Source organism: Nisaea sediminum, from assembly GCF_014904705.1.
Taxonomy (GTDB): Bacteria; Pseudomonadota; Alphaproteobacteria; order Thalassobaculales; family Thalassobaculaceae; genus Nisaea; species Nisaea sediminum.
Genome location: NZ_JACZCQ010000006.1, coordinates 437612 through 453454, shown reverse-complemented (window position 1 = coordinate 453454; position 15843 = coordinate 437612). Strand labels below are relative to the sequence as shown.

Genomic DNA, 15843 nt, shown 5'->3' with positions numbered 1-15843 from the left:
ACGGGACCGCCGGGCCCCGTTCCGTCGCTGAAGATCAGATGAACTGAGTGTCCACGTAATAGTGGCCGCCATAGACCGCGCGCTTCAGCTCGCCCTCGTCCATTTCCCAGAAAGCGATGCCGTTTGTGTTGGCATTGGTCACCTGGATGTCGGCCTGGCCGTCGCCGTTGACGTCGGTGATGGCGGTGATCGACTCGCCCGCGCCAAGGCTCTTCACGTAAGTCTTCGAGATCGCCTGCGCCCCGTCCATCTCCCAGACCGAGACCGCGCCGCTCGAGGTGTTCTCGGCCAGGATATCGGCCTTGCCGTCGCCGTTGAAGTCGGCCATGCCGCGGATCGTCCAGTCGCCGGAAAGGTCGCCGGCATAGCCTGCGTTCAGACGGGTTGTGCCGTCCATCTCCCAGACCGTGACCGCGCCGGTGGTGCCGTTGCGGGCCAGCATGTCGTCCTTGCCGTCGCCGTTGAAGTCGGCGAAGCCCTCGATCGACCAGCTGGAACTCAGCGATCCGACATAGCCCTTGTTCGAGGCGACGCCGCCGTTCATTTCCCAGACCGAGACGGTGCCGTCCGTGCCGTTGCGCAGGAACAGGTCGTCGGTGCCGTCCCCGTTTAGGTCGGAGACATGCTCGACCTTCCAGTCGGCGCCGAGATTGCCGGCAAAGTTCTTCGCGGAGGCGGTGCCGCCGTTCATTTCCCAGACCGAGACGGAATTGTCGCTGCCGTTGCGGATCAGCAGATCGTCCTTGCCGTCGCCGTTGAAGTCGGCCACCGCTTCCAGCGTCTCGTCGGTGCCGATCGTGCCGGCGAAGCTCTTCTCGACCGGGGTCGCGCCGTCCATGCGCCAGACGGAAGCGGCATCGTTCGCGGTGTTGCGGGCGATGAAGTCCATCTTGCCGTTGCCGTCGAAATCGCCGGTGCCGAGGATTTCCCAATCGTTGCCGAGGAAGCCGGAGAAGCCCTTGGACGGCTGCGAGATACCGTCCATCTCCCAGACCGAGACCGCGTCGTTGGCGCCGTTGCGGATCAGCAGATCCTTCGTGCCGTCGCCGTTGAAGTCTTCGATCGCCTCGACCGTCCAGTTGCCGTCGAGATTGCCGATGAAGCTGCGCTCGACGCTGACCGAGCCTTCCATCTCCCAGGCCATGACGCGGCCGGTGGAGGCATTGTGCCACAGCATGTCGTCGTCGCCGTCGCCGTCGAGATCGGTCGCGGCCAGAAGCCTGTGGCCGGACTCCCAACCCGCGTTCGAGGTCAGCTCGATCTGCTCGACATTCTGGAAGTCGGCGCCGCTGCGCGCTTCGCGAATGTCGATGAAGGCCCGGTCGAAGCCGGCACCGCCGTCGATCACCGCATCGTCGCTGTCGGCATAGAGGCTGTCGCTGCCGTCGCCGCCATGCAGGCTGTCCGCGCCGCTGCCGCCGGTGACCCGGTCGCTTCCGTCGCCGCCATAGATCACGTCATTGCCGCCGAGGCCGTCGATCGTGTCGTTTCCGGCGAGGCCGTCGAGCACATCGTCCTCTTCCGTCGCCGTCAGGACATCGTCGCCCGCGGTGCCGGTGATCGCGTCATCCTCCGGCTCCTCCTCGACAGCTTCCGCCGAGAAGGTGAGGGTGGTATCGCCGTTGCCGGAGACCGTGACGCTCTCGAACGAACCGGTCAGCAGGAAGGAGGTATCCGGCACGCCGTCCTTGTCGGTGTCGAGCCAGACGCGGGTGTTCGCGCCGTCGGCCATCAGGCTGACATCGCCGTCGCCGAGCTCGACCCCGGTCAGGACGATGGAGTCGCCGTCGGAATAATCCTCGATCCGGTCGCCTTCGAGTTCCGCCGCCGAACCGCGGAAGATGTCGCTGCCGCTGCCGCCGCTGAGCACGTCCGCGCCGGTCCCGCCGGAGAGCACGTCGTCACCGTCACCGCCGACGAGCGTGTCGTTCGGCTCGGCATCCATGATCTGGCGCAGCGAGACATTGTCGATCAACGCGCCGTACTGGTCCGAGGTGCCGTCGGCGTCGCCGCCGCTGAAGGCGATCACGTGGGCGCCCGCCGTCAGGCTGACGGTCAGCGTCTGATGTGTCCATTCCTTGGCGGCGTCGTCGATTTCCAGAACCTTCTGACCGTCGACCCAGACCGTCAGCTCGCTGGTCTCGGAGATCTGGCCGCCGCGCTCGCGGGCCGCGAAATCGAAGCTGAAGCGGAATTCGCCGTCATCGGCCACCTGGACCGTCTGCGCCATCAGCACATTGGTATCGCCGGAAGTACCGCCGTTCTCCGGGTGGCTGTCGAGCTCGGCGACGTGGTTGTCGTCCGCCCAGTCGTCCGGCTGTTCCGGTGCGCCGTCGAGCACGCCGCGCTGGATCTCGATCGGCGCCGTGCCGCCCGTTGTCGGGGTGAGGTCCTCGGCGGTCCAGCCGTCGACCGCTGTGAAGGTTCCCCAGTTTCCGTGCTGCAGGGAGCCGGGCAGGTTCTCGAAGTCGCCGTTGACGATCAGCTCCGCACCGAGCTGCTCGGTCGTATCCGCATCGCCGCCGATCAAGGTGTCGTTGCCGTCGCCGCCTTCCAGCCGATCGTTGCCCGCGCCGCCATCGATCACGTCGTTGCCCTGCTGGCCGGCGGCGTAATCGTCCCCGTCGCCGCCGATCAGGGTGTCGTCGGCCGCAGCCGAGGCGGTCGGGTCGGTGGTGACCTCAATGCTCCGGATCAGATAGTCGCTGCTGTCATGTGCGTTGCCGTCGTCGCCGCCCGCATAGTCGGTCGCGGAGAAGACCAGCCTGTCGAAGCCGCCGTCCACATTGATGGAGACGGTGGTCTCGTCGCCGCTCGCCGCGGTGAAGTCCGCCTCGCCGACCAGCTGTCCGTCGCGATAGGCCGCCCAGTGACCCTGCTCGCCGCCGTTCCCCTCGTTGGAGAACAGCCGGAGGATTTCGACAGACGCGCCGTTGGCGATGTCGTCGAAATCGACGATCAGCTCCTCGGAGAAGCCGAGCGCCGGGTCGTAGCCGAGCTGGTCCGGGATTCCGCCCGGGGTCATCGTGCCTTCGACGCCGAGCGCGTCGCGTTCTACGACGATATTGTCGACGCTGGCATCGCTCTGGCTGCCGTTCTCCAGCGCGCGGGTCGCGGTCACGGTAAAGCCGCTGCCGGTCTCGCCGAAGTTGGAGCTGTCGATGCGGATGGTCTCGGGCTCGCCGGCGGCCGCGGTCGCGCCGTCGCCATAGAGCGTATCGTTGCCATCGCCGCCTTCGAGACGGTCGCTGCCGAGGCCGCCGCTCAGCGTGTCCTCACCGGCGCCGGCAGTCAGCGTGTCGTTGCCTGTGCCGCCGTCGAGCAGATCGTTTCCGGTACCGCCGCCGAGCGTGTCGTCGCCCGCGTTACCGAGCACCGTATCGTCGCCGGCCGCGCCGGTGACAGTATCGTTGCCCGCACCGCCGGACAGCAGGTCGTTGCCGTCGCCGCCGTCGATCGTGTCGTTGCCGCCGAGCCCGTCGATCGTGTCGTCGAGCATGTTGCCGCTGAGGCTGTCGTCGCCTTCGGTCGCGGAGAGCTCTGCCGGCTCCGCCGCGGTGAAGCTCATCGTCGTCTTGCCGTAGGCGTAGGAGGTTTCGACCGCGGTGAAGACGCCGGTCATGGTGAAGACCGCTTCCGGACGGCCATTGCCGTTGGTGTCGATCGAGACCGTGGTGTTCCCGTTCTCGACCGTCAGCGTGACGTCGTCCTCGTCGAAGCGGCAATTGGCGATCACCAGGTCGCCGTCTTCGGCACTGTAGTCGGCCAGCGTGTCGCCATCGAGTTCGGAGAGCGTGCCGAAGAAGGTGTCCGCGCCCGCGCCGCCCTCGAGGGTATCGCTGCCGGATTCGCCTTCGATCCAGTCGTTTCCGTCGCCGCCCCGGAGCAGGTCGTTGCCGCTGCCCGCGGTCAGGATGTCGTTGCCCGTGCCGCCGTCCAGCGTGTCGTCGCCGCGTCCGCCGCCGAGGCTGTCGCGGCCGTCGCCGCCATAGACAATGTCATTCCCGTCGCCGCCGGTGAGCGTGTCGTTTCCGTCATTGCCGAATACCGCATCATCGCCATCGCCGCCGTCGATCGTGTCCGCGCCGATGCCGCCGGAAAGCACGTCGTTGCCGTCATTGCCGCGGATCAAATCGTTGCCGTCGCCGCCATCGACGTTGTCATCGCCCTTGCCCGCGACGAGATAGTCGCTGCCGCCGCCACCATAGACAGTGTCATCGCCATCGCCGGCGGACAGATGGTCGTCGCCTTCGCCACCATCGAGGGAGTCGTTTCCGTCTCCGCCATCGATCGTGTCTCTTCCGTCACCGCCCATCATGGTGTCTTCGCCGGCATCGCCGCTAAGACGGTCATCCTGATCGCCACCGTCGATCAGATCGTCGCCCTCGCCGCCAGTGATCTTGTCGTAGCCCTGATCCCCGTAGAGCACATCGTTGCCAGCGCCACCGGTCAGCTGGTCATGGTCCTGGCCTCCCCGAAGGGTGTCGTTCCCGTCGCCGCCGACCATGTGGTCCCAGCCATTGCCACCGTCGAGGCTGTCGTCGCCGTCGCCACCACTGAGTGCGTCGTTCCCTTGATCGCCGACGAGCGTGTCATTGCCGCTTCCGCCGTCAAGCACGTCGCCGCCTTCGCCGCCGTCCAGCAGGTCGTCGCCATCCTCGCCGAAGATGCTGTCATTGCCCTGATTACCGTAGACGACGTCGTCGCCTTCGCCGCCATGCACCGTGTCGTTGCTCTGCAGTGCGGAGACGGTATCGCCGCCTTCGGTCCCGGTGATGTCGTCGGAATGCGGCGTGCCGATGATGACCCGGCCCTGCACTTCCTCGGTGAAGACGAGATCGGTGCCGCCGCCGTTTCCGGTGGCGATGACGCCGCGATATTCGCCGTCGATGGTGAAGCTGGCATCGGCGCCGCCGCCGTCGATCTCGACCGTGGTCCGGCCGTTTGCGACGGTCAGGGTGATGTCGTCCGCATCCAGGCTTGCATCGGTCACGCGGACCGTTTCGCCGCCCTGGTAATCCTCGAGCGTGTCGCCGTCGAGCTCGGCCGCGGTGCCGCGGAAGAGATCCTGGCCTTCGCCGCCGACGAGGGTATCCGTGCCGGTGCCGCCGTTCAGCGTATCCGCACCGGCGCCGCCCTCGAGGCTGTCGTCGCCGCTGTTGCCGTCGAGCCGGTCGTCGCCGTCTCCGCCATCCAGTGCGTCGTTGCCGGAATTGCCCGCGAGCCAGTCATTGTCGGCGCCGCCGTCGAGGGAGTCGTCGCCCTGGTTGCCCCAGAGCACATCGTTGCCGTCGCCGCCGATCAGGGTCGCGTCCTGGTAATCGTAGCGGTTGCTGGCGAGGTCGAGCACGTCGTCGCCGGCGCCGCCGTCGATCACCTCTATGCCGCCAAGGCGCTCGCCGCCGAAATCGAGGGCGATATTGTCGTTGCCGTCCGTACCGGTCAGCGTGTCGACGCCATTGACGCCATCATCGAAGTAATTGTCGTACTGGGCGTGGCCCGGATCGGTCGGCTGGAAGCTCTCCGCGTCGCCGAGCAGGGTCGGGTTTTCCGGATCACCGGTCTGGTAGTGGCGGATGGCGCTGCCGGAGTCGGCGTTCCACTGATAGAGGTCGCCGTCCTCGCCGCCGTTCAGATTGTCGCGCCCGTCGCCGCCCGCGAGCGTGTCGGAGCCCGTGCCGCCGACCAGCGTGTCGTTGCCTGCGCCGCCTTCGAGGCTGTCGTCGCCCGCGTCGCCGGAAAGCTTGTCGTTGCCGTCATTGCCGGAAAGGACGTCGTTGCCGTCGCCGCCTTCGAGCACGTCGTTTCCACTGCCGCCGTCGAGCGTGTCCTCGCCCGCACCCGCGGTCAGCGTGTCGTTGCCGGTACCGCCGTCGAGACTGTCATTGCCGTCGCCGCCGCCGAGCGTGTCCTCACCCGCGCCGCCGAGCACGGTGTCGTCGCCTGCGCCGCCGGTTACGGTGTCGTTTCCGTCACCGCCGTCGACCAGGTCGTTACCGTCGCCGCCGTCGATCGTGTCGTCGCCGCCGAGTCCGGTGATGGTGTCGTCGCCCTCGGTGCCGGTCAGGCTGTCATCGCCCTCGGAGGCGGTGATGTCCGGCGAGAAGGAGAGGGAGGTGCTGCCGCCGTCCGTCACCGCAGTGACCGAATGGAACTCGCCGGTCAGGGTGAAAGTGGCGTCGGTGCTGCCGTCGCCGCCCGCATCGATCCGGACCGTGGTTTCGCCGTTCTCGTAGCTGAGCGAGACCGCGCTCTCGTCGAATTCGGCGTTGGCGATGACCAGATCGCCCTCTTCCGGATCGTAATCGGTGATGCTGTCGCCGTTCAGGTCCGTCAGGCTGCCGACGAAGCTGTCCGCCCCGCCGCCGCCGGCCAGCACGTCGCTGCCCTGGCCGCCTTCGAGAACGTCGTCGTCGTCGCCGCCCGAGAGCACATCGTCGCCGATGCCGCCGGAGAGTTCGTCCGCGTCCGCGCCGCCGATCAGCGTGTCCGTGCCTTCGCCGCCCTCGAGCGTATCGCTGCCGGCGCCGCCATCCAGCATATCGGCGCCGTTGCCGCCGACCAGGCTGTCGTCGCCGTCGCCGCCCGCAAGCGCGTCGTTTCCGGTACCGCCGTCAAGGTTGTCATTACCCGCACCGCCGGCCAGCGTGTCGCTGCCGTCGCCCGCGACCAACGTGTCGTCGCCCTCGCCGCCGTCCATCGAGTCGTTACCGGTATGGCCGTCGAGGCTGTCGTTGCCGCTGCCGCCATCGAGCACGTCGTCGCCGTTGCCGGCGGAGAGCGTGTCGTCGCCCGCGTCGCCGGACATCGTGTCGTCGCCGGTATGGCCGTCGAGGCTGTCATTGCCGTCGCCGCCCTCGAGCACATCGTTGCCGTCGCCGCCGGACAGTGTGTCCTCGCCCGCGCCTGCGGTGAGGACATCGTCGCCGGTATGGCCGGACAGGATGTCGTTTCCGTCTCCGCCGCCGAGCGTGTCGTTGCCTTCACCTCCGAGCACGGTGTCGTCGCCCGCGCCGCCGGTGACGGTATCGTCGCCGAGCCCGCCATCGACCAGATCGTTGCCGTCGCCGCCGTCGAGTGTGTCGTTGCCCTGGCCCGCCGTCAGGATGTCGTCGCCGCTGCCGCCGTCGAGGCTGTCATCGCCGAGGCCGCCACCGAGCGTGTCGTTTCCGGCCCCGCCGAGCACGGTGTCGTCGCCATTGCCGCCGGTGACGGTATCGTCGCCGTCCATGCCGTCGAGGAAGTCGTTGCCGTCGCCGCCGTCGATGGTGTCATTGCCGGCTAGACCGGTGATCGTGTCGTCGCCGCTGGTGCCGACCAGGCTGTCGTCGCCCGGGGTCGCGGTGACGTCCGGCGAGAAGCTGATGGCGGTGGCGCCGTTTTCCGTTGTGGTTGTAACGGAGTGATATTCGCCGTTGACCGTAAAGGTCGCCTGCTCGCCGCCCGCATCGATCGTGACAGTGGTCTGGCCGTTCGCATAGTCGAGGCTGACCGCGTCATCGCCGAACTCGGCGTTGGCGATAACCAGATCGCCCTCGTCGGCGTCATAGTCGGTGATCACGTCGCCATCGAGATCCGAGACGTCGCCGACGAAGCTGTCCGCGCCGTCGCCGCCAGTCAGTTCGTCGCCGCCCGTGCCGCCTTGGAGAATGTCGTTATCCGCGCCGCCAACCAGCGCGTCGTTGCCCGCGCCGCCGGAAAGAGTGTCACTGCCGTCGTCGCCCTCAAGCGTGTCGTTGCCGTCGCCCGCATCGAGCCTATCGTCGGCCGCGCCGCCCTGAAGCGTATCGTCGCCGGCATCGCCGATCAGGTTGTCCTCGCCTTCGCCGCCGTCGACCAGGTCGTCACCATCGCCGCCGAGAAGGAAATCGTTGCCGTCACCGCCGTCAAGCGTGTCGTTACCGCTGCCGCCTTCGAGGAGATCGTCGCCGGCATCGCCACGAAGAACGTCATCACCAGCGTCGCCCCGAACCAGGTCACCTCCTTCGCCGCCCTCGACGGTATCGTCGCCGTCGCCGCCTTCGATCGTGTCGCTGCCGGCCCCGCCCTGCAGCAGGTCGTTGCCGGTACCGCCATCTAGCGAGTCGTCACCGTCAGCGCCGGCCAGGACGTCGTTGTCCGCGCCGCCGGAAAGCGTGTCATCTCCGTCGTCGCCCGAAAGGCTGTCGCTGCCGTCGCCGCCCGAAAGCCGGTCGTTATCCGCGCCGCCTTCCAGGATGTCGTCACCCGTGCCGCCGACCAGCGTGTCGTTGCCGGCGCCGGCCGTCAGGGTGTCGTTGTCCGCGCCGCCGTCGAGGCTGTCATCGCCGAGGCCGCCGCCGAGCGTGTCTTCTCCGTCGCCTCCGAGCACGGTGTCGTCGCCCGCGCCGCCGGTGACTGTGTCATTTCCGTCCATGCCGTCGACGAGATCGTTTCCGTCACCGCCGTCGATGGTGTCGTTGCCCGCCAGGCCGGTGATGGTGTCGTCGCCGTCCGTGCCGACGAGGCTGTCATCGCCCGGCGTCGCGGTGACGTCCGGCGAGAAGCTGATGGAGGTGGCGCCGTTCTCCGTCGTCGTGGTGACGGAGTTGTATTCGCCGTTGACCGTAAAGGTCGCGCTCTCGCCGCCCGCGTCGACGGTGACCGTGGTCTGCCCGTTCGCGTGGGAGAGGGTGACCGCGTCGTCGCCGAATTCCGCATTCGCGATCACGAGATCGCCTTCGGCCGCATCGTAGTCGGCGATGCTGTCGCCGTTCAGATCGGAGAGATCGCCGACGAAGCTGTCCGCCCCGTCGCCGCCGGTCAGTTCGTCGCCGCCCGCGCCGCCTTCGAGGAGGTCGTCGCCGCTGCCGCCGACAAGGGTGTCGGTACCGTCGCCGGCCGTCAGAGTGTCGTTGTCCGCACCGCCGTCGAGGCTGTCGTCTCCGAGACCGCCGCCGAGCGTGTCGTCGCCGGACCCGCCGATGACGGTATCGTCGCCGTCCGCACCGGTAAGCGTGTCGTTGCCCGCGCCGCCGTCGACGAGGTCGTTGCCGTCGCCGCCGGTCATGGTGTCGTCGCCATCGCCGCCGAGCAGCGTGTCGTCACCGGATCCGCCGTCGACCAGGTCGTTCCCGGATCCGCCGTCTACACTGTCGTCACCATATCCGGCCTCGACGGTATCGTCGCCGTCCTCCGCCAGGATCGTGTCGGCGCCGAGCGAGACCTCGCTCTCGGTGGTGAACTCGATGCTCTTGACCAGATAGTCGCTTGAGTCGCTGCTGCCGTTCGGACCGTTCGCGTAATCGGTCGCGGTGAAGACCAGCTTGTCGAAGCCGCCGTCGACATCGATCGACAGCGTGACCGAGCTGCCGCTGCCGGCCTGGAAGTCGGACTCGCCGACCAGCTGACCGTCGCGCCAGGCCGTCCAGTGACCCTGCTCGCCGCCGCTGCCCTCGTTCTGGAAGAGGCGGGTGATCTCGACGCTCGCGCCGGTCGCCATGTTGTCGAATTCGACGATCAGTTCCTCGGAGAAGCCGAGACCCGGATCGTAGCCGAGCTGACCGCCAGGACCGCCGGTATTGCCGTCGACGCCGAGGCCGTCGGAGCTCGTGGTCACATTGTCGACGCTCGGCTCGCTGCGGCTGCCGTCTCCCAGCGCGCGCGTCGCGGTGATGCGGAAGCCGCTGTCGGTGGAGGAGAAGTTGCTGGCGTCGATGCGGCCGGTCTCGACCACCGGGTCGGTGGCTTCCGTGCTGTCGCCGTCGCCGGAGAGACTGTCGTTTCCACTGCCGCCCTCGAGACGGTCGTTGCCCGCGCCGCCGACGAGCGTATCGTCGCCTTCGCCAGCGGTCAGTGTGTCGTCGCCGGTGCCGCCGTCGAGGCTGTCATTGCCGAGGCCGCCGCCGAGCGTGTCGTTGCCCTCGCCGCCAAGCACGGTGTCGTCGCCCGCGCCGCCGGTGACGGTGTCGTCGCCTTCCATGCCGTCGACAAGATCGTTGCCGTCGCCGCCATCGATCGTGTCGTTGCCGGCAAGGCCCGTGATGGTGTCGTCGCCGTCGGTTCCGGTCAGGCTGTCGTCATATGGAGTCGCGCCGCCGACCGTGTCGTTGCCGTCGCCACCCGAAACGGTGTCGTTGCCGTCGCCGCCCGAAACGGTGTCGTTGCCGTCGCCGCCGGAGACGGTGTCGTTGCCGTCGCCGCCCGAAACGGTGTCGTTGCCGTCGCCGCCCGAAACGGTGTCGTTGCCGTCGCCGCCGGAGACCGTGTCGTTGCCGTCACCGCCGGAAACCGTGTCGTTGCCGTCGCCGCCGGAAACGGTGTCGTTGCCGTCACCGCCGGAAACCGTGTCGTTGCCGTCGCCACCCGAAACGGTGCTGTTCCCGAAGAACAGCTTCGTGTCGCCGTTGACCTCGGTCGTGGTGACGGTGTTGTAGTCGCCGAGCACCGTGAAGGTCGTATTGGCATTGCCGTCACCGTCGGTATCGACGGAAACCGTGGTCCGGCCCTCGACGGTTTCAAAGGTGAAGTCGTCGGGGCCGACAATCGCGCCGTCGATCCGGATGACGTCGCCGGCATCCTGGTTGTAGTCCGCGATGGTCTCGCCGTTCAGCTCGTCGGCCGTGCCTGCGAAGGTGTCTGCGCCGTCGCCGCCATAGAGCAGGTCGGCGCCTTCGCCGCCACGCACTTCATCGTTGCCGGCGCCACCGAGCACGGTGTCGTCATCGGCGCCGCCGTCGACGTAATCGTCGCCCGCGCTGCCGAACAGCAGGTCTTGGCCTGCGCCGCCTTCGACTCTGTCGTCGCCGGCACCACCGACCAGCGTGTCGTTGCCCGCGCCGCCGAGCATTGTGTCGTTGCCCGCATCGCCAAGCGCCAGGTCGTCACCATCGCCGCCGGCCATGGAATCGTCGCCGTCGCCGCCGACCAGCGTGTCGTTGCCGGTGCCGCCGTCGATGGAATCGTTGCCGAGGCCACCGAAGATCATGTCGTTGCCGGCACCGCCGTCGAGAACGTCGTCGCCGCTCGCCGCGACCGCGCCGTCGCCGGAATCGCCGTCGCCAACGATCACGTCATCGTCGTCGCCCCCGCTCAGCGTGTCGTCGCCGCTGCCGCCGGTAACCGTATCGTCGCCTTCGCCGCCGGTGACCGTGAAATCACCCTCGTCGAAGCCGCCGTCACCACCTGCCGTCGTATCGTCGCCGCCAGCGGTCGTGTCGCCGCCGCCCGCCGTGGTGTCATCGCCGCCCGCGGTCGTGTCGTCGCCACCAACCGTGGTGTCATCGCCACCCGCCGTCGTGTCGTCGCCACCCGCCGTGGTGTCATCGCCACCGGCCGTCGTGTCGTCACCACCCGCGGTCGTGTCGTCGCCACCCGCAGTCGTGTCGTCACCGCCCGCGGTCGTGTCGTCGCCACCCGCCGTGGTGTCATCACCGCCAGCCGTCGTGTCATCGCCGCCCGCGGTCGTGTCGTCGCCACCCGCCGTGGTGTCATCGCCACCGGCCGTCGTGTCGTCACCGCCCGCGGTCGTGTCGTCGCCACCCGCCGTCGTGTCGTCACCGCCAGCCGTCGTGTCATCGCCGCCCGCGGTCGTGTCGTCGCCACCCGCCGTGGTGTCATCGCCACCGGCCGTCGTGTCGTCGCCGCCCGCGGTCGTGTCATCACCGCCCGCCGTCGTGTCATCGCCGCCAGCCGTCGTGTCATCGCCGCCCGCGGTTGTGTCATCGCCACCGGCCGTCGTGTCGTCACCACCCGCCGTGGTGTCATCGCCGCCCGCGGTCGTGTCATCGCCGCCCGCGGTCGTGTCGTCGCCACCCGCGGTCGTGTCGTCACCGCCAGCCGTCGTGTCATCGCCGCCCGCGGTCGTGTCATCGCCGCCAGCCGTGGTGTCATCGCCGCCAGCCGTCGTGTCATCGCCGCCCGTGGTCGTGTCGTCGCCACCTGCCGTCGTGTCGTCACCGCCTGCCGTGGTGTCGTCGCCACCCGCGACGGTGTCATCGCCTGCACCGCCCGAAACGCTGTCGTCCGGCTGGTATTCGTTCCAGTCGTCGCCGAGCACGGTGTCCTCGACGCCGTCGCCAAAGATCGTGTCGTTGCCGTCGTTGCCGTTCAGCGTGTCGTTTCCGGCGCCGCCGATCAGCAGGTCGTCGTCCGATCCGCCGTCGAGGCTGTCATGGCCGTCGCCGCCCTGGAGCGTATCGTCGCCCGCGCCGCCGCTCAGGACATCATCGCCGTCGCCGCCATCGACCAGATCGTCGCCGTCATCGCCGAGCACGGTATCGTTGCCGCTGCCGCCCGCGACCGTGTCGTTGCCTGCGCCGCCCTCGGCGAGATCGTCGCCGTCTCCGCCGAGAAGGGTGTCGTCGCCCGCGCCCGCGGTGAGCGTGTCGTTTCCGGTGCCGCCGTCGAGACTGTCATTGCCTTCGCCGCCGCCGAGCGTGTCGTCGCCCGCGCCGCCGAGCACGGTATCGTCGCCGTCCGCGCCGGTCAGCGTGTCGTTGCCTTCGCCGCCGTCGAGCACGTCATTGCCCGCGCCGCCGGTCATGGTGTCGTCGCCGGCCCCGCCGGAGAGCGTATCGTTCCCGTCGCCGCCCTCGGCGAGATCGTTGCCGTCCCCGCCGAGCACGGTATCGTCGCCCGCGCCGGCGGTCAGCGTGTCGTTTCCGGTGCCGCCGTCGAGCAAGTCGTTGCCTTCGCCGCCGCCGAGCGTGTCGTCGCCCGCGCCGCCGAGCACGGTATCGTCACCGTCCGCGCCGGTCAGTGTGTCGTTGCCGTCGCCGCCATCGACGAGATCGTCACCCGCACCGCCGGTCATGGTGTCGTCGCCGGCCCCGCCGGAGAGCGTGTCGTTCTCCGAGCCGCCATCGACGCTGTCGTCACCGTCGCCCGCGAGGATCGTGTCGGATCCGCCGTCGCCGGTGATGCTGTCGTTGCCGCCGGCACCGCTCAGCATGTCATTGCCTTCGCCGCCGATCACCGTGTCGTCGCCTTCGGAGCCGATGACGGTGTCGTTGCCGTCGCCGCCGATCAGGAAATCGTTGCCTCCGGCGCCGTCGATATAGTCGCTGCCGCCGCCGCCGTTGAGCGTGTCGTCGTCATCGGTGCCGATCAGCGTGTCGTCGAGGGACTCGGTGGTGAAGCGGAGTTCGGAATGATCGCCGTTCTGGACAACCTCAACGCCGGCGAACTCGCCGTTCAGGGTGAAGGTGGCGCCCGTGCCGTTGCCGGTGTCGATCTCGACAATGGTCTGGCCGTCCTGCGCGGTCAGCGCGACGTTGCCTTCCGCGATCTGGGTGTTTTCCAGACGCACGACATCCTGGTCCTCGTAATCGGCGATCAGATCGCCGTCGAGCGAGGCCGGGGTGCCTGTAAAGGTGTCGCTGCCGGTGCCGCCGGCGAGCGTATCGCTGCCGCTGCCGCCGTCGAGCAGGTCGTTGCCGCCGGCGCCGCTCAGGAGATCGTCGCCGCTGCCGCCGTCGAACCTGTCGGCATAGTCGCTGCCGATCACGGTATCGTTGCCGGCGCCGGCATCGATGCCGAGACCGATGAAGCTGCCGTCGATGTAGTCGTCACCGCCGGTGATGGAGTTGAAGACGTCAAGCAGCTGGTCGCTGCTGACGGTCACCCCGTCGTCTGTGAATTCGAAATCCTCGACCTGGCGGTTGCCTTCGGTCCAGCGATTGATCTGAACCAGGTCGTCATAATCGGCGATGTCCTCGGCGCCGTTCTCTCCCACGCCGACATAGAGCGTGGACCCGTTGAGAGAGAAGGTCGTGTTGTCGACCATCCCGTCGCCGACCAGCTGGAGGCGATCGGCGGTGCCGCCGTCCATATCCACCGGCGAATAGACGGTGCCGAGCGGGGACCGCCCGGTATAGACATATTCGTCGAGGATCTGATCGTGACCTTCGCCGGCCCGGTAGACATAGGTGTCGTTGCCGCCGCCGCCGCGCAGTTCGTCATCACCGGCGCCGCCGGAGAGCGTGTCGGACGCCGCCGCCTCGTTGATCGTGCCCTGCGAGCCGCCGCTGCCGCGGATCGTGTCGTCGCCGGTCCCGCCGATCAGCAGATCCTCGCCGTCCCCGCCGTCGATATAGTCGTTGCCGCTGCCGCCATCGATCGTATCCCGGCCGGTTCCGCCGCCGACGACATCGTTGCCCTCGTCGCCGAGGCCAAGATTGTCGCCGTTGCCGAGCCGGATGGTGTCGTCGCCTTCGCCGCCGCTGAGAGAATCGTTTCCGCCGGCGCCAACCATGGAATCGTTGCCGCCCGCACCGTCCATCGCGGTGTTTTCGGGGCCGCTCCAGCTCAGGACGTCGTCGCTGGCGCTGCCGGAGATGTTCTGCAACATCTCGTGGACATCCATCTGGGTGCCGTCGCCGAACTGGAACGTCTCGACCCGGTTCAGGGAGTCGCGCCAGTCGGTGATCGTGATCTGGTCGTCGAGATCGAAAATGTCCGTAGCGCCGTCGCGGATACCGACGATCAGGTCGTCGCCGACCAGATTGATCCAGAGATCGTCGGCCGTGATGCCGTCTTCGAAGGCGATGGTGTCGTTGCCGGCGAACTCGTCGCGGCTGAAAAGCACGATTTCGCCGCTGGGCGTCAGCTGGGTGTGGAAATACTCGTCGTGAATTTCGTCACGGCCGTCACCGACACCGTACTGATAGAGGTCGTTGCCGCCGCCGCCGCGCAGGGTATCCGCCCCCGCGCCACCGGTCAGGGTATCGTTTCCGGTATTCTCGTTGATATTGCCCAGCTCGCCGCCGGAGCCGCGGATCAGGTCGTCGCCGTCTCCGCCCTCGAGACTGTCGTCGCCTTCGCCGCCGTCGACCGTGTCGTTGCCGCCGCCGCCCTCGACGGTGTCGTTGCCCGCCTGACCGAGAAGGCTGTCATTGCCTTCGTTGCCGTAGACACCGTCATCGCCGCCGCCCGCGGCCATCGTGTCGCCGCCGTCGCCGCCACCGAGCGAGTCCGCGCCAGCGCCGCTGCTGACCAAGTCGGCACCGTCTCCGGACGTTACCGTGATGCTCTCGGTCCCGCTCCACTCGATCGTGTCGGCGCCATCGGTGCCCGAGACGTTGTCCAGGATATCCTGAGTTGACCAGACGGATCCGTCGGAGAACTTGAACTGCTCGATCCGGCGATTGGCGTCCGACCAGTTCCGGATCACCACCATGTCTTCCGAGTCGAAGGGGTTCACCCCCGGCTGCAGGACGGCGACATAGAGATTACCGTCGCTGATCGTGATCCAGAGATTGTCCGGCGTGATCCCCGGGCCGAAATTCAGCGTGTCGAAACCGCCGTTGCCTTGCTGTACCGGCTGCAGACCGCCAAGGGGGTTTTCCGGGTAAAAGTGATATTCGTCGAGAATTTCGTCGCGGCCGTCGCCGATGCGGAATTCGTAGGTATCGTTCCCGCCACCGCCGCGCATCGTATCGTTGCCGGTGCCGCCGTCGAGCGTGTCGTCGAAAGGAAGTTCGTTGATGGAGCTTTCAGCCCCGGCGCTGCCGAGAAGAACGTCGTCTCCGCCGCCGCCGACGATGGAATCCTCCCCGCCGCGGCCGTCGATCGTATCGGCGCCGTTGGTCCCGACGAGGGTATCATTCCCGTTCGTACCGTTAAGCTCGGCCATACCAAACTATCTCTTCAATCGCACATGTTGTGCGTTGACGTCCTCAAAGCGCAAATTATCGCAGGATTTTATTAAGAAACGGCGAAGAAGTCCGCCTTTTACACTGCGTTGTGCATACATGAGAGCGTCTCTTTCTGTGACGAAAATAGCTTTTAGCACAAGCTACTATAAATACACTACAAGACGCGGAGAAAAAATCAATAAAATTCGATCTAATTTTCTTCGATATTCCGAAAACGCGGTTTTCTTGA

1 protein-coding gene is annotated in these 15843 nt (G+C 67.5%); it reads right to left on the bottom strand.

Features of this window, described 5'->3' with window-relative positions; genetic code table 11:
* Positions 1 to 34 precede the first annotated feature (34 nt).
* Positions 35 to 15592, bottom strand: coding sequence for a calcium-binding protein (locus IG122_RS24095; protein WP_319024890.1), 15558 nt, complete (start codon positions 15590 to 15592; stop codon positions 35 to 37).
* Positions 15593 to 15843 lie beyond the last annotated feature (251 nt).